16 protein-coding genes are annotated in these 16,837 nt (G+C 71.6%); 9 read left to right on the top strand and 7 right to left on the bottom strand.

Annotated features, from left to right (window positions below; genetic code table 11):
• Positions 1-101: 101 nt before the first annotated feature.
• Positions 102-998 carry a hypothetical protein gene (locus ACZ4UB_RS18765; RefSeq protein WP_468071444.1) on the bottom strand — a complete coding sequence of 299 codons (897 nt, stop codon included), beginning with the start codon at positions 996-998 and terminating at the stop codon, positions 102-104.
• Between the two features lie 92 nt (positions 999-1,090).
• Here ACZ4UB_RS18765 and ACZ4UB_RS18770 point away from each other — a divergent pair, with 92 nt between their 5' ends.
• From ACZ4UB_RS18770 to ACZ4UB_RS18800, 7 genes are all read left to right on the top strand, one after another.
• Complete coding sequence (locus ACZ4UB_RS18770) at positions 1,091-1,702, top strand: phosphatase PAP2 family protein (protein WP_468071446.1); 612 nt, start codon at positions 1,091-1,093, stop codon at positions 1,700-1,702.
• A gap of 22 nt (positions 1,703-1,724) precedes the next feature.
• Positions 1,725-2,681, top strand: coding sequence for an HhH-GPD family protein (locus tag ACZ4UB_RS18775; protein ID WP_467962280.1), 957 nt, complete (start codon positions 1,725-1,727; stop codon positions 2,679-2,681).
• A 174-nt stretch (positions 2,682-2,855) separates the two neighbouring features.
• Positions 2,856-3,419 carry a SigE family RNA polymerase sigma factor gene (locus ACZ4UB_RS18780; protein WP_354380567.1) on the top strand — a complete coding sequence of 188 codons (564 nt, stop codon included), beginning with the start codon at positions 2,856-2,858 and terminating at the stop codon, positions 3,417-3,419.
• A gap of 32 nt (positions 3,420-3,451) precedes the next feature.
• Positions 3,452-4,069 (top strand): hypothetical protein, encoded by a 618-nt coding sequence (locus ACZ4UB_RS18785; RefSeq protein WP_468071448.1) that lies wholly within the window; start codon positions 3,452-3,454, stop codon positions 4,067-4,069.
• An 11-nt stretch (positions 4,070-4,080) separates the two neighbouring features.
• Positions 4,081-4,788 (top strand): two-component system response regulator CseB, encoded by a 708-nt coding sequence (cseB, locus tag ACZ4UB_RS18790; RefSeq protein WP_354380569.1) that lies wholly within the window; start codon positions 4,081-4,083, stop codon positions 4,786-4,788.
• Positions 4,785-6,098: a two-component system sensor histidine kinase CseC gene (gene cseC / locus ACZ4UB_RS18795; protein WP_354380570.1), complete on the top strand. Its 1,314-nt coding sequence runs from the start codon at positions 4,785-4,787 to the stop codon at positions 6,096-6,098. Before cseB ends, cseC begins: the two co-directional genes overlap by 4 nt.
• A 48-nt stretch (positions 6,099-6,146) precedes the next feature.
• Positions 6,147-7,310 carry a LamG domain-containing protein gene (locus ACZ4UB_RS18800; protein ID WP_468071450.1) on the top strand — a complete coding sequence of 388 codons (1,164 nt, stop codon included), beginning with the start codon at positions 6,147-6,149 and terminating at the stop codon, positions 7,308-7,310.
• Positions 7,311-7,337: 27 nt separating this feature from the next.
• On the opposite strand, the gene ACZ4UB_RS18805 is transcribed toward ACZ4UB_RS18800, so the two are convergent.
• The gene (locus ACZ4UB_RS18805) at positions 7,338-7,940 is read right to left on the bottom strand and encodes a M23 family metallopeptidase (RefSeq protein ID WP_468071452.1); all 603 of its coding nucleotides are present in this window, start codon (positions 7,938-7,940) and stop codon (positions 7,338-7,340) included.
• 335 nt (positions 7,941-8,275) lie between these two features.
• On the opposite strand from ACZ4UB_RS18805, the gene ACZ4UB_RS18810 reads away from it, so the two are divergent.
• Positions 8,276-11,332, top strand: coding sequence for an NACHT domain-containing protein (locus ACZ4UB_RS18810; protein WP_468071454.1), 3,057 nt, complete (start codon positions 8,276-8,278; stop codon positions 11,330-11,332).
• Positions 11,333-11,416: 84 nt separating this feature from the next.
• On the opposite strand, the gene ACZ4UB_RS18815 is transcribed toward ACZ4UB_RS18810, so the two are convergent.
• Positions 11,417-13,942, bottom strand: a complete 2,526-nt coding sequence (locus tag ACZ4UB_RS18815; protein WP_354380574.1) for an ATP-dependent Clp protease ATP-binding subunit — start codon at positions 13,940-13,942, stop codon at positions 11,417-11,419.
• A gap of 473 nt (positions 13,943-14,415) precedes the next feature.
• Between ACZ4UB_RS18815 and ACZ4UB_RS18820 the strand changes: the two genes are divergently transcribed.
• The gene (locus tag ACZ4UB_RS18820) at positions 14,416-14,991 is read left to right on the top strand and encodes an SCO3374 family protein (protein ID WP_467962293.1); all 576 of its coding nucleotides are present in this window, start codon (positions 14,416-14,418) and stop codon (positions 14,989-14,991) included.
• Here the strand turns inward: ACZ4UB_RS18820 and ACZ4UB_RS18825 are convergent.
• The 4 genes from ACZ4UB_RS18825 to ACZ4UB_RS18840 form a co-directional block, all read right to left on the bottom strand.
• Positions 14,970-15,311 (bottom strand): histone-like nucleoid-structuring protein Lsr2, encoded by a 342-nt coding sequence (locus ACZ4UB_RS18825; protein WP_354380576.1) that lies wholly within the window; start codon positions 15,309-15,311, stop codon positions 14,970-14,972. The genes ACZ4UB_RS18820 and ACZ4UB_RS18825 overlap by 22 nt on opposite strands.
• 198 nt (positions 15,312-15,509) lie before the next feature.
• Positions 15,510-16,061 carry an amino-acid N-acetyltransferase gene (locus ACZ4UB_RS18830; RefSeq protein WP_468071649.1) on the bottom strand — a complete coding sequence of 184 codons (552 nt, stop codon included), beginning with the start codon at positions 16,059-16,061 and terminating at the stop codon, positions 15,510-15,512.
• An 18-nt stretch (positions 16,062-16,079) separates the two neighbouring features.
• A complete protein-coding gene (locus ACZ4UB_RS18835; RefSeq protein WP_468071457.1) occupies positions 16,080-16,535 on the bottom strand; it encodes a BlaI/MecI/CopY family transcriptional regulator in 456 nt (151 codons plus the stop codon).
• A 131-nt stretch (positions 16,536-16,666) separates the two neighbouring features.
• The gene (locus tag ACZ4UB_RS18840; RefSeq protein WP_354380578.1) at positions 16,667-16,831 is read right to left on the bottom strand and encodes a hypothetical protein; all 165 of its coding nucleotides are present in this window, start codon (positions 16,829-16,831) and stop codon (positions 16,667-16,669) included.
• Positions 16,832-16,837 lie beyond the last annotated feature (6 nt).

Here is a 16,837-nt window from a genome sequence, read left to right on the forward strand (position 1 = left end):
CCCGGCCGGCGATTGAGGCCACACCGCCGGGCCGCTGCCCTCCGGGGGCGCCTCGAATGCCGGCGGGGCTGGGATGGGGCGGCTCGGGTGGCGGGTTGGGGTCAGTCCTGCTTCAGGACGAAGGAGGTTCGGGCTACGGGCATGCCGGGGGACTTGACCTCTACCACGTAGGTGTCGGCCACCGCGCTCCCCGCCGGAGGCGACTGGCACTGGGACGCCGAGCTGAACTTCCGGTCCCACTCCAGCGACTGCGTCGTCTCGCTGTTCGCCGGCAGCCGGTAGAAGACGTTGCCCGCTCCCGCGGGGCAGTCCGCCGAGGACCAGACGGCCTTGCCCGTGGACGCCTGAGTGATGCTCAGGATCGCCTGCTTGGGGCCGAGGTCGACCTTGCAGGTGGTGCCGGAGACGTTGCGTGCGAGGAGTTCGAGGCGGGGGCGCTCGTTCGGCTCGTACTCGTTCTTGGTGCTCTTGACCTCCCACTGGAGCGCGCCGGGCGCACACGTGGGGAGCGGGGAGTCGGCCGGGATCTGACCGGGCCCGGCGGCAGACCCGCCGCCCGCGCCCGAACCGGAGCCGCCCGGCTCGCCGTTCTTGCCGGCGCCGGCGCCGCCGCCCGCACCCGCACCCGCCGCCGCACCGCCGTGGTCGCCGCCGGTGGCGCCGCCGGCGCCCGACTCGTCGCGGCCGCCCGGGGCCGTACCGATGGCCGGCCCCGATCCCGGCGCGCCGGGCGTGATGGAGGCGGCCGGGTGCGGCCCGGAGCCGCCACCCTTGCCGTTCTGACTGGTCCTGCCCCCGCCGGAACTGACGGTCCATACGGCGAGGAGCGCCAGGAGTGCGGCGACGGACGCCAGAACTGCCCTCCGTCGCCAGTAGATGGAGGAGGGAAGCGGCCCGACCGGATTGCGCAGTGATCCCACGGAGGGAACTTTACGAGAGTCCAGGACGCGATCCGTGCCCCACATGCCGTACATCCGGCGCGTTTTGGCGATGATCATCCCGCTGCGCCACCTTCGGAGGGCCGTCAGGACCAAGATCGGGGCCGAGAGGCTGATGCGGGCGTTAGTCCGGTTTGCGTACTGTCGGCCGGATGGACACATCCGACCTCTACCGAGACGTCACCGACTTCGCGCACACCACGCCCGGCTGGGTTCAGTCCCTCGCCGAGATCTGGACGAAGAACGGGCTGCTGCTCTTCGGCCTGCTCTTCCTCCTCGTGTGGTGGCGCGCCCGGACCCGCGGCGACACGGCGATGGCCCTGGCCGTCCTCGCCCCGCTGGCCACGGCCGTCGCGTACGTCGTCTCCGAGGTCGTGAAGTCCACCGTGCACGAGGACCGGCCCTGTCGGGCCGTCCCGGGCGCGCACGCCCCCTTGATCACCTGCCCGGTGCCGGGCGACTGGTCCTTCCCGAGCAACCACTCCGTGATCGCGGGCGCCGCCGCCGTCGCCCTGGCACTGGCCGTGCGCCGGCTCGGCCTGCTCACCGTGCCGCTCGCCCTGCTGATGGCCTTCTCCCGGGTCTTCGTCGGGGTGCACTACCCGCACGACGTGGCGATGGGCCTGCTGCTGGGCGCCTCGATCGGCGCCCTGGTGGCGATCGCGCTGACGGGCCCCGTCCGTCGGATCATCGGCTCGATGCGTACGAGCGGGGTCCGTCCCGCCGCCCTCTTCACCGGTCCGGGGCCCGCGCCCGAGGGGTGAATCGTGCCAGGATGCCCCTGCCATGACTGCATCCCCCGAAACCCCCGCCCCGTCCGAGGCGCCGGCCGTGCCCGGCGCCGAAGCCGCCCGCGCGCTGCACTCCCCCGTCATCGCCTGGTTCCGCGAGAACGCCCGCGACCTGCCCTGGCGTCGCCCCGAAGCCGGTCCCTGGGGCGTCATGGTCAGCGAGTTCATGCTCCAGCAGACCCCGGTCGCCCGGGTGCTGCCGGTGTACGAGCAGTGGCTGGCCCGCTGGCCCCGCCCCGCCGACCTGGCCGCCGAGGCGCCCGGGGAGGCCGTACGGGCCTGGGGCCGCCTCGGCTATCCGCGCCGGGCGCTACGGCTGCACGGCGCGGCCGTCGCCATAACGGAACGGCACGGGGGCGACGTACCGCGGGAGCACGACCGGCTGTTGTCCCTGCCCGGCATCGGCGAGTACACCGCCGCGGCCGTGGCCTCCTTCGCCTACGGGCAACGGCACGCGGTGCTGGACACGAACGTGCGCCGGGTCTTCGCCCGGACCGCGACCGGCGTCGAGTACCCGCCGAACGCCACCACCGCCGCCGAGCGGCGCCTCGCCCGCGCACTGCTGCCCGAGGACGAGGAGACGGCGGCCGGGTGGGCCGCGGCCTCCATGGAGCTGGGCGCGCTGGTGTGCACCGCGAAGAACCCGGACTGCGCGCGCTGCCCGGTGGCAGGGCTGTGCGCCTGGCGGCTGGCGGGCAAGCCCGCGCACGCGGGTCCGCCGCGGCGCGGGCAGACCTACGCCGGCACCGACCGGCAGGTGCGCGGCCGGCTGCTGGCCGTGCTGCGCGAGGCGGTCGGGCCGGTGCCGTCGGCGGCGCTGGACGCCGTGTGGGACGAGCCCGTGCAGCGGGCCCGCGCGCTGGACGGACTGGTCGCCGACGGGCTGGTGGAGCCGCTCGGCGCGGACGGCGACGGGGCCCTCGCGACGGCGTACCGGCTCCCGCTCGGCTGACTGTCGCATTCCGCTTGAGCGACCGAAACCGCAGCTCACGGGCGCTGTTACACAACCTATGGACAGCCGTGTTCCCACCGAAGGCTCACCCGCACAGTGCCGTGACAACCGCTCCGTACCTTCGGGTCCAGAAGCACAGGACGAAGAGCGGTAAACGGGCGGAGGCGGTCTGAGATGGCGCACGGCGGCGAGGTACTCGAGTTCGAAGAGTACGTACGCACTCGGCAGGACGCGCTGCTGCGCAGTGCCCGTCGCCTGGTCCCGGACCCCACCGACGCGCAGGACCTCCTGCAGACCGCCCTCGTGCGCACCTACGGTCGGTGGGACGGCATCGCCGACAAGTCCCTCGCCGATGCCTACCTGCGCCGTGTCATGATCAACACGCGGACCGAGTGGTGGCGCGCCCGCAAGCTCGAAGAGGTCCCCACCGAGCAGCTGCCGGACGCCCGCGTCGAGGACGGCGCCGAACAGCGCGCCGACCGCGCGCTCTTGATGGACATCCTCAAGGTGCTCGCGCCCAAGCAGCGCAGCGTGGTCGTGCTGCGACACTGGGAGCAGATGAGCACCGAGGAGACGGCCGCGGCGCTCGGCATGTCGGCCGGTACCGTGAAGAGCACGCTGCACCGTGCCCTGGCGCGCCTGCGCCAGGAGCTGGAGAGCCGCGACCTGGACATGCGCGCGCTGGAGCGCGGTGACCACACCACGCAGTACGAGGGGCGGGAGCGGTGCGCGGCCTAACAGGCCTCCGGGGCAGGAGCCCCCTGGTACTGATGTCGGCGGGGATGGTCATCCTCGTCGGCACTGTGCTGTTCGCGGTCGGCTGCTCCACCGGCGGTACCGGGCTGCGGGACGGCGGGCCGGCGCGCACCGAGTCCGTGTCGAAGACGGCCCCGCCCTCCGCGGCGGGGCTGCCGTCCGCCTCGCCCTTCAAGAAGGTCCAGGACGTGGTCGCCCTGGTGAAGGCAGACCCGAAGGTCAGCGACGCGGTCAAGAAGGACCTGCGGCCGTGCTCCGGCAAGGAGTACCCGGTCGACGTCAGCTACGGGAAGGTCACCGGGAGCGCCGAGCCGGACCTGGTCGTCAACATCCTGTCCTGCTCGGACGCGATCGGCGTGGGCACCTACGTGTACAAGCGGGACGGCGCGAAGTACGAGAATGTGTTCTCGGACGAGGCGCCGCCCGTCTACGCGGAGATCGACCGGGGCGACCTGGTGGTGAGCAAGCCGATCTACGTCAAGACGGAGGCCTACGCCTCCGGCGAGGACGTGATCACCTACCGCTGGAACGGCGAGAAGTTCGCCGAGCACGACCGCGTGCACTCGGAGTACAGCAACGTAGGCGGTGGTGGGACCCAGCCCGCCCCCGCCGTGACACCACAGAAGAACTGAGGCGACCGGTCATGGCCGAGACCCACGTGCTGTTCGTGGAGGACGACGACGTCATCCGTGAGGCCACGACCCTGGCGCTGGAGCGCGACGGGTTCGTGGTCACCGCCATGCCCGACGGCCTGTCCGGCCTGGAGTCCTTCCGGGCGAACCGGCCCGACATCGCCCTGCTCGACGTGATGGTGCCCGGCATGGACGGCGTCAGCCTGTGCCGCCGGATCCGCGACGAGTCCACCGTGCCCGTGATCATGCTGTCGGCGCGCGCCGACTCGATCGACGTGGTGCTCGGCCTGGAGGCGGGTGCCGACGACTACGTCACCAAGCCCTTCGACGGCTCGGTCCTGGTCGCCCGGATCCGCGCCGTCCTGCGCCGCTTCGGTCACGCCGGGGGCCCGGGCGGCGGCGCCGGCTCCGACGGCGACCCGGCCGGGGAGCGCGGCGTGCTGTCCTTCGGCGACCTCGAGGTCGACACCGAGGGCATGGACGTCCGCCGGGCCGGGGTCGCGGTGGCGCTGACCCCGACCGAGATGCGGCTGCTGCTGGAGTTCTCCTCCGCGCCCGGCACCGTCCTCTCCCGCGACCGGCTGCTGGAGCGGGTGTGGGACTACGACTGGGGCGGCGACACCCGGGTCGTCGACGTGCACGTCCAGCGGCTGCGGACCAAGATCGGACAGGACCGGATCGAGACGGTCCGGGGCTTCGGATACAAGCTGAAGGCATGAGGAGCTTCACCTTCCGCACCGGCATCCGCTGGAAGATCACCCTCGCCATCACGGCCGTGGGGGCGCTCACCGCGCTCGCGCTGAGCCTGGTGGTGCACAGCGCTGCCCGGGTGTCGATGCTGGAGAGCGCGCGCGAGGCGCAGCTGGAGCGCGTGCAGTTCATCTCGCGCAACGCCGAATCGGGGCGCAAGCCCTTCATGGGCGCCAAGCTCAACGACCCGGACCTGCCCGCCGAGCTGCGCGAGAAGGCCCGCTCGGGGCGGCGCGGCACCTACGTCCAGGAGCGGCCGAAGGCCAACCCCGAGGTGTGGGCCGCCGTGCCGCTCGGCAACGGGCAGGTGCTCTCGATGCACTCCGGCTTCCAGCAGAGCGCCAACATGGTCCGCGACCTGGACCGGGCCCTGGTCGTCGGGTCGCTCGCCGTCGTCATCGGCAGCTCGGCCCTCGGCGTCCTGATCGGCGGCCAGATCTCGCGGCGGCTGCGCAAGGCGGCCGCGGCCGCCGGACGGGTCGCGCTCGGCGACCCCCAGGTGCGGGTGCGCGACGCGGTCGGCGGGGTGGTCCGGGACGAGACCGACGACCTCGCACGGGCCGTCGACGCCATGGCGGACACGCTCCAGCAGCGGTTGGAGGCCGAGCGCCGGGTCACCGCCGACATCGCGCACGAGCTGCGCACCCCGGTCACGGGCCTGCTCACCGCGGCGGAACTACTGCCCCCGGGGCGGCCGACCGAGCTGGTGCGGGACCGGGCGCAGGCGATGCGGGTGCTGGTCGAGGACGTGTTGGAGGTGGCCCGGCTGGACAGCGCGTCCGAGCGGGCGGAGCTCCAGGACGTGGCCCTGGGCGAGTTCGTGGGGCGCCGGGTGGCCTCGCTGATGCCGGAGGCGACCGTACGGATCGTGGCGGACGAGATCGTGAACACCGACCCGCGGCGCCTGGAGCGGATCCTGGGCAACCTGCTCGCCAACGCGGCGCGCTACGGGCGGGCCCCGATCCAGGTGGACGTCGAGGGTCGGGTCGTGCGCGTCCGGGACCACGGGCCCGGCTTTCCCGAGGCGCTGCTGCGCGAGGGGCCGAGCCGCTTTCGGACCGGCTCCACGGACCGCGCGGGCGTGGGCCACGGGCTGGGCCTGACCATCGCGGCGGGTCAGGCGCGGGTGCTGGGCGCCCGGCTCACCTTCCGAAACGTCGCGGCGCCGGGCGGAGTTGACCGCGAGGGCGAGGCGGCCGGGGCGGTGGCGGTGCTGTGGCTGCCCGAACACGCGCCGACGGCGACGGGCAGCTTCCCGATCGTCCAGCTGCCCGGCTGACGCCTCCGGCCTGTCTGGTGGCGGGGGCGATGTTTTAACATCCGTGCCATGACTGACGGTACGGATCGCCCGAACAGCCCCCAGCCCGGTCCCGCGCGGGAAAACGGCGGCGGGAGCGGCGGCTACGGCTATCCGCAGGCACCCGGGGCGGGCGGCCCGGGCGCCGCGGGCGGCTACGGCTACCCCCAGGCACCCGCGGCGGGGGGCTACGGCTTCCCGCAGCCCGGACAGCCGAACCCGTACCAGCAGGACCCGCAGGACGCCTACCAGCAGGAGCCGGCGCGGGACCCCCTGCCCGGCCCGGCCTTCACCCCCGCGCCCCAGCCCGACTGGCAGGCGATGGCGGACCGGTCCGACGCCGGCCGGCGCACCAAGCGCCGCCTGATCGTCATAGGCGCGGCGGTCGCCGCCTGCGCCGTGGCCGCCGCGGCCACCCTCTGGTTCATGAACGACGACTCCGGCGGCGCCGACCCGAAGCCCGGGCCGGTGGCCGAGGGCTCGCAGAGCCCCTCGGCCTCCCCCAGCGAGCCCGCCTGGGACGACCCGCACACGGTGCCGGGCCAGGCCAACCTGCTGCGCGACCGCACCGGCTCCACGAACATCGCGCTCGGCCCGCAGGCCGAACAGGGCCCGGGCACCAAGCGCGGGGAGATCCGCTTCAAGGACAACCCGAACTCCTACGCCCAGGGCGCCGGGCAGGCCGTGGACACCACCAAGAGCTTCACCGTCTCGGCGCGCGTGTACAGCTCGGCCAAGAGCGGCACCCGGATCGCGATGAGCCAGGGCGACGGGGTCTCGTACGCGTTCGAGCTGGGCCACGAGGCCGTGAACGGCAAGAACTCGTGGATCTTCCGCGTCCAGAGCGGCAACGACGGGGCCGAGGCCACCACCTCGCAGGTCGCCTCCGACGGGCTGAAGACCGCGAGCGCCTGGGCGATGCTGACCGGCACCTACGACGCCACCACCAAGACGATCAAGCTGTACGTCGACGGCAAGCAGGCGGGCGAGGTGCCGGTGGCGGCCGGGATCTGGGCGGCCCCCGGCCCGATCCAGCTGGGCCGGGCCCGCCACCACGACATCTGGGCCGGCCAGTGGGCCGGGGCCATGGACAACGTACGGGTCTGGGACAGCGCCTTGACGCCCGCGCAGGTGGCGAGCGTCAAGGGCGGCAAGAGCGAGGTCAAGCCGACCCACTCGTGGCTGATCAGCTGACGGGGACCCGCAGGTCCGCAGGTCCCGCTAGAGGGTGACGCCGGCCTGGCGCAGGAAGGTCACCGGGTTCACCGCGGAGCCGTAGTTCGGCGTGGTGCGGATCTCGAAGTGCAGGTGCGGGCCCGTGGAGTTGCCGGTGTTGCCGGACAGGGCGATCAGCTGGTCGGCGGCGACCTGCTGGCCGACCTTCACCTGGACCTTCGACAGGTGGGCGTACTGCGAGTAGGTCTTGTCGGCGTGCTTGATCACGATGGCGTTGCCGTAGGCGGGGCCGTCACCGGCGCCGTTCGGGCCCGCCTTGACGACGACGCCGGAGTGCACGGCGTGCACCTTGGTGCCGATCGGCACCGCGAAGTCCTGGCCGGAGTGCTTGTGCGACCACAGGCTGCCGCCCTTGCCGAAGGTCGCGGACAGCGTGTACGAGGCCACGGGCGCCTCCCACGCGGTCGCCTTGCCGGCGACGGCGGCGGCCTGCGCGTCGGCCTGGGCCTCGATCAGGGCCGCGGTGCCGCTCAGCGCGGTCGGCGTCTCGTCGGCGAACGCGGTACCCGCCCCGAACACCATGGCAGCCCCCAGCCCGGTCGCGAGGACGGCGGTGCGGATGCGGTGGGTACTGGCGCTCTTCGACATGAGACGGGACCTCCGGGGGCGGGTGGAGCACGGGCTGGCGGGGCATGGGACGACCCGGCACGTTGAGCGGGGTGCCGGGTGCGCATCCTTGGTAACCCGCACCCCGCGGACATCCCAAACCACCCGATTACTACCGCGCCTCGTAGTGACCGAGGGGGCTCTCGGGCCTGTTGACCGGGTCCTTACTGGGCCGGGGGACCCCCTGGAGGACCCCCGCGGTCTACGAATCCGCGTAGTACGTCCGATTTGCCCTGTGCCGCTTGTCACCGGTTCAGGACCTCCGTCCCGGCCGTTCCGGGACCAAGGACCGCCGACCCGCACTACGCTCTCGCCTCGTGGACGCATCGGTGGTGGGGATGCGGCTGGCGTCGAGCGTGGTGGCGCCGCTGCTGAAGAAGTTCTTCCGTGCGGAGGGGGCGGGCGCCGGCCTGGTGGACCGGCCCGTGCACGTCTCCTCCTACGTCGCCCTAAGGGAGAAACGCACGCTCGTCCCGGCGGACCTGCTGAAGATCGCCGAACGGATCGTCGCGGAGGCCCTGCGCTCCCCCGGCGAGCGGCCGCTGCCGCCCGGCGAGGAGGCCGGCGTGGCCGCCGCCCTGGTGGCGACGCTGGACACGCTCGGCGAAGTGACCCTGACGGACCTGGAGGCGGTCCGGCTCGGCCCGGAGGCCTTCGCCGCCACGCTGCGCGCCCGAGCCCCCTACCTCGGGCTCGGCGCCGACGCCGCGCTCTTCTACGAGCGCCTGCTCGTGCTCCTCTGCGTGCACGTCCTGGACTTCTTCACCCGGCGCTCCAGCTTCGTCGCCGCCACCCTGGTCGACCAGTCGCGCACGCTCGGCGATCTGATCGAGAAGATGGACCGGTTACTCGCCCTGGTCCCCCACCAGCTCGCCCGCGACACCGCCTTCGAGACCCGCTACCTCGCCCAGGTCGCCCGCAAGCACGGGACCCTGACCATCTACGGGATCGACCTCGCGCCCGGCACCGCGAAATGGCCGCTGAGCACGGCGTACCTGCGCCTGGAGACGGACGGGCGCTGGTCGGCCGACCCGCTCGACGGGCCGAAGCCCTTCTGGAACGACGCGAGGACACACCTGCGCGTCCTCCCCCGCTGGGAATCGAAGCCCCAACAACGGATCCTGCTGCGCGGCGAGGCGGGCTCGGGCAAGACCACCCTGATCCAGTGGCTGACCGTCACCGCCGCCACGGGCCCCGCCGACAGCCCCCTGCACGGCCTGGTCCCCTACGTCCTGCCCCTGCGCACCCTGACCCGGCACGGCAGGGCGCTGCCCTCGCCCCGGGACTTCCTGGCCGCCGTCGGCTCCCCGCTCGCCGGCGACCAGCCGGACGGCTGGGAGGGGCGGGTGCTGGACGCCGGGCGGGCCCTGGTGCTGGTCGACGGGATCGACGAGATCCCCGAGGCCGAGCGGGCCGGGGCCCGCGCCTGGCTCACCGACCTGATAGACGCCTACCCGGGCAACCGCTGGCTGGTCACCTCACGGCCCTCCGCCGTCCAGGAGGACTGGCTCGCCGAGGCGGAGTTCAGCGAGCTGTCCCTCGCACCCATGTCCCCGCACAGCGTCGCCGAGTTCGTCCGGCGCTGGCACACCGCCGCCGCCTCCGGGGACCCGGAGCACGCGGAGGCCGACGCCGCCCTGGAGGGCTACCGGGACCAGCTCCTGGAGTCCCTGCGCACCACGCGCGACCTGGCCCGGCTCGCGACCAACCCGCTGCTGTGCGGGCTGATCTGCGCCCTGCACCGGGAGCGGCGCGGATTCCTGCCCTCCGGCCGCAAGGAGCTGTACGCGGCGGCGCTCTCGATGCTGCTGCACCGGCGCGACCGGGAGCGCCAGCTGCGCGTGCCGGAGCTGGGCGAGGAACCGCAGCTCCAGCTGCTCCAGCGGCTCGCGCACTGGCTGATCCGCAACGGCCGCACCGAACTGGACCGGGAACGTGCCGAGGCCCTGCTCGCGGACGCGCTGCCGGCCGTACCGGAGGTGGCCCGGGTCCTGGGGAACGCCGGGGCGGTGCTCCAGCACTTCCTGGACCGCACGGGCCTGCTGCGGGCGCCCTCGGCGACCACCGTGGAGTTCGTGCACCGCACCTTCCAGGACTTCCTGGGCGCGCGGGCGGCCCTGGACGAGGGCGGCCTCGGGGAGCTCGCCGGGCACGCGCACGACGACCAGTGGGAGGACGTCATCCGGATGGCCGTGGCCCAGGCCCGGCCCCGGGAGCGCGCCGAGATCATCCGGGCCCTGCTGGACCGGACCCGCTCGCAGCGCGCGGTGCTGCTCGCCTTCGCCGCCCTGGAGCACGCGGCGGAGCTGGACCCGCAGCTGCGCGGCCGCGTGATCGCGGCGGCGGCGGAGCTGGTGCCCCCGCGCGACACCGCGGCCGCCAGGGCCCTGGGCCGGATCGGCCCGCTCGTGCTCGACCTGCTGCCGGGCCCGGAGGCGGTGGACTCCGAGGACACCGCCCTGTTCACGGTCGTCGCGGCCGGCGCCACCGGCTCGGACCTCGCGATCCCCTTCCTGGCCCGGTACGCCGCGCGGCCCTCCAGGGACGTCCGCCGCGAGCTGACCGTGCTGTGGCACGGCTTCGATCCCGCGGCCTACGCGCGGGAGGTCCTGGCCCGGATCGATCCGGACACCGTGCACATCACGGTGCGCAACGAGCGGGAGCTGGAGGCCCTCAGCTCGATCGAGCCGGGCCCGACCCTGCACGTGGCCGGCGACCTCTCCGGCCGGGCCATCGGCTCGTACCTGCGCCGTCACCCGGTGGACAGCCTGATCATCCACGACAGCCTGGTGGCCAACCTGGAGTTCCTGCGGTACCGCTCGCTGCGCTCGCTCTACCTCGCCAACTGCGTCAACCTGGCCGACCTGAGCGCGCTGACCGGCCTCCCGCTCCAGAGCGTCACCCTGGACCTCGACACGGACCTGCCCGTGGGAGAGGTGACCGAGAGCTGGACGGAGCTGACCTCGCTCGAACTGCGCGGGGTCCAGGGCGACTGGTCGCTCGACCGGATCGCGCCCCAGGCGGAGCTGCTCTCGCTCGAACTGCGCCAGATGCGGTCCCTGGAGTCGGGCACGAACTCGCGGCTCAGCGGCCTGCGCCGGCACCAGGAGCTGCGCAAGCTCAGCCTGGGGCCCCGCTGGATCGGCGGGCCCGCGGCCTGGGAGGAGATCGCCGCCCTGGCCAACCTCAACGAGCTGGTCGTCCCGGCGCCCTCGCTGTCGCTGGCCCCCGCGGGCCTGTCGCTGCCCTCCGTCCACACGCTGTGGATGCAGTCCGGGCTCGGCCTGCGCCGCACCGCCGAGGCGGAGGCGTTGGTCGCCCGCCTCTTCCCGGGGCTACGGGACGTCCCGCCGGACCTCTGGGCCTCGACCTGATCCGGCGGCCCCACGACGAAGGGGCGGGCCCGGAACCTGTAGGTTCCGGGCCCGCCCCTTCAGCGCTCACTCAAGCGAGAGCGTTCACGCGCCCTTGCTCAGGTCCGGGCCGGAGCCCGTGGCCTCGATCGGGGGGACGTCCGGCAGCGGGGACTTCTCCTCGCCGCGGAAGGTGAACTTGGCGTTCTCGCCCTCGCCCTCCACGCCGACGACCACGATGTGACCGGGGCGCAGCTCACCGAAGAGGATCTTCTCGGAGAGGATGTCCTCGATCTCGCGCTGGATCGTGCGGCGCAGCGGACGCGCACCCATGATCGGGTCGTAGCCGCGCTTGGCCAGGAGCTGCTTCGCGTCACCGCTGAGCTCGATGCCCATGTCGCGGTCCTTGAGCCGCTCGTCCACCTTGGCGATCATCAGGTCGACGATCTGGATGATGTCTTCCTGCGTGAGCTGGTGGAAGACCACCGTGTCGTCGACACGGTTGAGGAACTCGGGCCGGAAGTGCTGCTTGAGCTCTTCGTTGACCTTCGCCTTCATCCGCTCGTAACCGGTCTTGGTGTCGCCCTGGGCCGCGAAGCCCAGGTTGAAGCCCTTGGAGATGTCCCGCGTACCCAGGTTGGTCGTCATGATGATGACCGTGTTCTTGAAGTCCACGACCCGGCCCTGGGAGTCGGTCAGGCGACCGTCCTCCAGGATCTGGAGAAGGGAATTGAAGATATCCGGGTGCGCCTTCTCGACCTCGTCGAAGAGGACGACGGAGAACGGCTTCCGGCGGACCTTCTCGGTCAGCTGGCCGCCCTCTTCGTAGCCCACGTAGCCGGGGGGCGAACCGAAGAGGCGGGAAACCGTGTGCTTCTCGCTGAACTCCGACATGTCGAGGGAGATCAGCGCGTCCTCGTCGCCGAAGAGGAATTCGGCGAGCGTCTTGGACAGCTCGGTCTTACCGACACCGGACGGACCGGCGAAGATGAACGAGCCACCGGGACGCTTCGGGTCCTTCAGACCCGCACGGGTCCGTCGGATCGCCTGCGAAAGGGCCTTGATGGCGTCCTTCTGACCGATGACGCGACGGTGGAGTTCGTCCTCCATGCGCAGGAGTCGCGAGGACTCCTCCTCGGTCAGCTTGAACACCGGAATGCCGGTCGCGGTCGCGAGGACTTCGGCGATGAGCTCGCCGTCGACCTCGGCCACGACGTCCATGTCGCCGGCCTTCCACTCCTTCTCGCGCTTGGCCTTCGCCGCCAGCAGCTGCTTCTCCGAATCACGGAGGGAAGCCGCCTTCTCGAAGTCCTGGGAGTCGATGGCCGACTCCTTGTCGCGACGGACGTTCGCGATCTTCTCGTCGAATTCGCGGAGGTCCGGCGGCGCGGTCATCCGGCGGATGCGCATCCGGGAGCCGGCCTCGTCGATCAGGTCGATCGCCTTGTCCGGGAGGAAGCGGTCCGAGATGTACCGGTCGGCCAGGGTGGCCGCCTGCACGAGGGCCTCGTCCGTGATGGAGACGCGGTGGTGGGCCTCGTAGCGGTCGCGCAGGCCCTTGAGGATCTCGATCGTGTGGGGGAGGGAAGGCTCCGCCACCTGGATCGGCTGGAAACGGCGCTCCAGCGCCGCGTCCTTCTCAAGGTGCTTGCGGTACTCGTCCAGCGTGGTGGCACCGATGGTCTGCAGCTCACCACGGGCCAGCATGGGCTTCAGGATCGAAGCCGCGTCGATGGCGCCCTCGGCGGCACCCGCACCGACGAGCGTGTGCAGCTCGTCGATGAACAGGATGATGTCGCCGCGGGTGCGGATCTCCTTGAGGACCTTCTTCAGGCGCTCCTCGAAGTCACCGCGGTAGCGGGAACCGGCGACGAGCGCGCCGAGGTCCAGGGTGTAGAGGTGCTTGTCCTTGAGGGTCTCGGGCACCTCGCCCTTGACGATCGCCTGGGCCAGGCCCTCGACGACGGCGGTCTTGCCGACGCCGGGCTCGCCGATGAGGACCGGGTTGTTCTTGGTCCGGCGGGACAGCACCTGCATGACCCGCTCGATCTCCTTCTCGCGCCCGATGACCGGGTCGAGCTTGGATTCGCGGGCCGCCTGGGTGAGGTTGCGGCCGAACTGGTCGAGGACCAGCGAGGTCGAGGGGCTGCCCTCGGCCGGGCCGCCGGCCGTGGCCGCTTCCTTGCCGCCCCCGGAGTAACCGGAGAGCAGCTGGATGACCTGCTGCCGGACCCTGTTCAGATCGGCGCCCAGCTTCACCAGGACCTGGGCGGCGACGCCCTCGCCCTCGCGGATCAGGCCGAGCAGGATGTGCTCGGTGCCGATGTAGTTGTGGCCGAGCTGGAGGGCCTCGCGGAGCGAAAGCTCCAGGACCTTCTTCGCCCGCGGGGTGAAGGGGATGTGCCCGGACGGGGCCTGCTGGCCCTGCCCGATGATCTCCTCGACCTGCTGACGAACAGCCTCGAGCGAAATCCCGAGGCTCTCCAGGGCCTTAGCGGCGACACCCTCACCCTCGTGGATCAAGCCCAGGAGGATGTGCTCAGTGCCGATGTAGTTGTGGTTGAGCATCCGGGCTTCTTCCTGAGCCAGGACGACAACCCGCCGCGCGCGGTCGGTGAACCTCTCGAACATCGTTTATCGCTCCTCAGAGCGGTCGGGCAGTTCGGGGTCGGTCCCCGCCCTGTCCTTCCGCATGCTAGTCCCGCGGGGCGGGACAGCTCATTCCAACTGCCGACATCCGTCCGCGGCTCACCCCACTCGGTGGGGAATCTCCGCCATACACAGCCGACAACTGCTCCAACCCGATGGTGCGAGACGATGTTCCCGCAGGCCAGGCAGATACCCGTCACACGTGTACGCCGATGGCGAACGGAGACCGGTCCAATCGGGGTGTCACCCCGATCTCGCCCCGTTCCACTAGGGATGTCTTACCCGTTGCGACGGACACTCCATGCCGGGGCCACCCGACTCCTCCGCTAAGGGCGAACAGACTTACGTCACGAATTTGGGATGTCGAGCTGACGGATGTTTACGTTCCGCATTGATCCGGGTGCACTGCGTGACTCCGGCCGTAACTCCTCGGCGTTTCGGGAGTTGCTCCGGGCATGACCCTCACCGTCCCGTTGCCCCGCGTCGCGCCCGACGGGGCGCACGCCCTCTGGTACGAGCGGGTGCTCGGCTGGACGGTCGCGGGCGGGTCGCCCGCACAGCTGGTCACCGGCACGCGTTTCGACGTGCTGGAGATGCCCGCCGACGCCGGGGCGGAGCTGCTGCGCAGGCCCCTGGCCACGGGCCCGGTGGCCCTCATGGGGCGCAGGATGCGGTTCCTGGTGGCCGCGGGCAGCGCGGACGAGCTGGAGGGGCTGCTCGACTGGCTGGAGTGGGGCGGGGTCGCCCTGGATCTGACCGCCCTGGGTGCGGGTGGCCGGATGACTGCGCCTGCTCCCCCCGGCAGCGCCGGGGAAAGTCCTCGGGGGGCCGCCGTGTGGCTGCGGCCCCCCGAGCAGGGGTGTGACGTACTGCTGCCGGCCCTGCCCGGTCCGGGGCAGGGCGCGGGGCCCGATCTCGTCCGCCTGGTCGGCGCGGCGGCGACGGAATGCCACCGTGCCCGCATCAGGCGGCCTTACGGCTCCGGCGTGCCCCTGCGAGGCGCGCCGAATCAGCCCTTGGCGTTCTCGTAGGCCTCGCGGATCTCGGACGGGACGCGACCGCGGTCGTTCACGCTGAGGCCCTTGGCCTTCGCCCAGGCGCGGATCTCCGCGGTGTCGGGGTGACCGGCGGTTGCGGCCGCGCGGCCCTTGGTACGACCCGCCGCGGCGGCGCGGCCACCGGTGCGGCGTCCGCCCTTGAGGTACGGCTCCAGCAGACCGCGGAGCTTTTCAGCGTTGGCGGTGGTGAGGTCGATCTCAAAGGTCTTGCCGTCCAGCGCGAACGTCACGGTCTCGTCCGCCTCGCCGCCGTCGAGGTCGTCGACAAGAAGGACCTGAACCTTCTGTGCCACCGGGATTTCCTTTCATCGAAAATGCAGTACGCGGAAAGGAAACCGCTTTTCCCGGAAAAACACAAACCCCCGGGTCAAGGTTCAGGGACACAACATGACGGGAAACGTGCGCGATTCGGACATAGGCCACAGGCGGGCGGAGGACCTCAAAAGCCGCTGTGATCGATCGGTTCGGATCGGTTCGTGCATCGGATCCGATCAGAGGTGCAGAAGCATCCGACTGTTGCCCAAGGTGTTCGGCTTCACTCGTTCGAGACCCAGGAACTCGGCGACGCCCTCGTCATAGGAACGCAGCAGCTCGGTGTAGACATCCGTCTCCACCGGCGTCTCGCCGATCTCGACGAAGCCGTGCTTGGCGAAGAAGTCCACTTCGAAGGTCAGGCAGAAAACCCGGTGGACCCCTAGCGCGCGGGCCGTGCGCAACAACTGGTCGAGCACCCGATGGCCGACGCCGCCGCCCTTGAGATCACGGTCGACGGCGAGAGTGCGGACTTCCGCCAGGTCTTCCCACATGACGTGAAGGGCGCCACAGCCCACCACGCGCCCGTCGGCTTCGCGTTCCGCGACCCAGAACTCCTGGATGTCCTCGTAAAGGGTGACGGGGGCTTTGTCGAGCAGGATCCGCTGCTGTACGTACTGGTCCAGCAGGCGGCGCAGTGCGGGAACGTCACCGGTGCGGGCACGGCGGATCGTCACTGCTTTTGCATTTGCAGCGTCCTGGACCGGGTCCCGACGCGAATCGTCTTCCATGCCTTCCATGCCCGGACGCTATCGCCCCGGGTCGGCGGGGCGCTCATCGGTATCGGCGGCGCGGCTTTCGGCGCCGCGGCTTTCGGCGGCCGGGGGCGGCGCGGGCGGCGGGGCGTCGCCCTGGACGAGCTGTACGGCGGCCCGCAGGGCCTCGCGCTGTTCCGGCGACATCATCCCGAAGAAGGCGACCAGGGCCGCGGCGGGGTTGTCACTGGTGGACCAGGCTTCGTTCATCAGTGCGGCCGAGTAGGCGGCGCGGGTGGAGACCGCCGTATATCGATAGGCGCGGCCTTCGGCTTCCCGCCGGACCCAGCCCTTCTGATGGAGATTGTCCATAACGGTCATGACCGTCGTGTACGCGATGGACCGTTCCTGCTGGAGGTCCTCCAGCACTTCCCGGACAGTGACCGGGCGGTTCCACTGCCACACCCGTGTCATGACGGCGTCTTCGAGATCTCCCAAGGGGCGAGGCACATCAGCACGATAGTGCGGGATGTCCGCAATTGCCTGGTGATCCGGCCGGGGCGCGCAACAAAATCGGGCGTACGGCTTCGCGCCGTACGCCCGGGGCCCGGCCGAAGGAGGCTCCGGCCGGCCCTGTGGTGTCAGTTCTGCTGGCGTGCGCCTTCGGCCCGGGCGAGCACCGCGTCGACCGCGGCGTCCTCCTTGGCCTTGTTGGCGCCGCCCTGGCTCTTGACGATCGTCCGGACGAGCAGGACGAACAGCACGGCCATGACGAAGGGGGGCACGAGCGCGGAAACGTAGTCCATGCGCCC

It is taken from the genome of Streptomyces sp. NPDC028419 (assembly GCF_055565515.1).

Coding starts and splice junctions, on each gene's coding strand:
- ACZ4UB_RS18770 (WP_468071446.1), top strand. CDS start 1,091: ATGGACACATCCGACCTCTACCGAGACGTCACCGACTTCGCGCACACC.
- cseB (WP_354380569.1), top strand. CDS start 4,081: ATGGCCGAGACCCACGTGCTGTTCGTGGAGGACGACGACGTCATCCGT.
- ACZ4UB_RS18830 (WP_468071649.1), bottom strand. CDS start 16,061: ATGGAAGACGATTCGCGTCGGGACCCGGTCCAGGACGCTGCAAATGCA.
- cseC (WP_354380570.1), top strand. CDS start 4,785: ATGAGGAGCTTCACCTTCCGCACCGGCATCCGCTGGAAGATCACCCTC.
- ACZ4UB_RS18765 (WP_468071444.1), bottom strand. CDS start 998: ATGATCATCGCCAAAACGCGCCGGATGTACGGCATGTGGGGCACGGAT.
- ACZ4UB_RS18805 (WP_468071452.1), bottom strand. CDS start 7,940: ATGTCGAAGAGCGCCAGTACCCACCGCATCCGCACCGCCGTCCTCGCG.
- ACZ4UB_RS18840 (WP_354380578.1), bottom strand. CDS start 16,831: ATGGACTACGTTTCCGCGCTCGTGCCCCCCTTCGTCATGGCCGTGCTG.
- ACZ4UB_RS18775 (WP_467962280.1), top strand. CDS start 1,725: ATGACTGCATCCCCCGAAACCCCCGCCCCGTCCGAGGCGCCGGCCGTG.
- ACZ4UB_RS18815 (WP_354380574.1), bottom strand. CDS start 13,942: ATGTTCGAGAGGTTCACCGACCGCGCGCGGCGGGTTGTCGTCCTGGCT.
- ACZ4UB_RS18785 (WP_468071448.1), top strand. CDS start 3,452: ATGTCGGCGGGGATGGTCATCCTCGTCGGCACTGTGCTGTTCGCGGTC.
- ACZ4UB_RS18800 (WP_468071450.1), top strand. CDS start 6,147: ATGACTGACGGTACGGATCGCCCGAACAGCCCCCAGCCCGGTCCCGCG.
- ACZ4UB_RS18820 (WP_467962293.1), top strand. CDS start 14,416: ATGACCCTCACCGTCCCGTTGCCCCGCGTCGCGCCCGACGGGGCGCAC.
- ACZ4UB_RS18780 (WP_354380567.1), top strand. CDS start 2,856: ATGGCGCACGGCGGCGAGGTACTCGAGTTCGAAGAGTACGTACGCACT.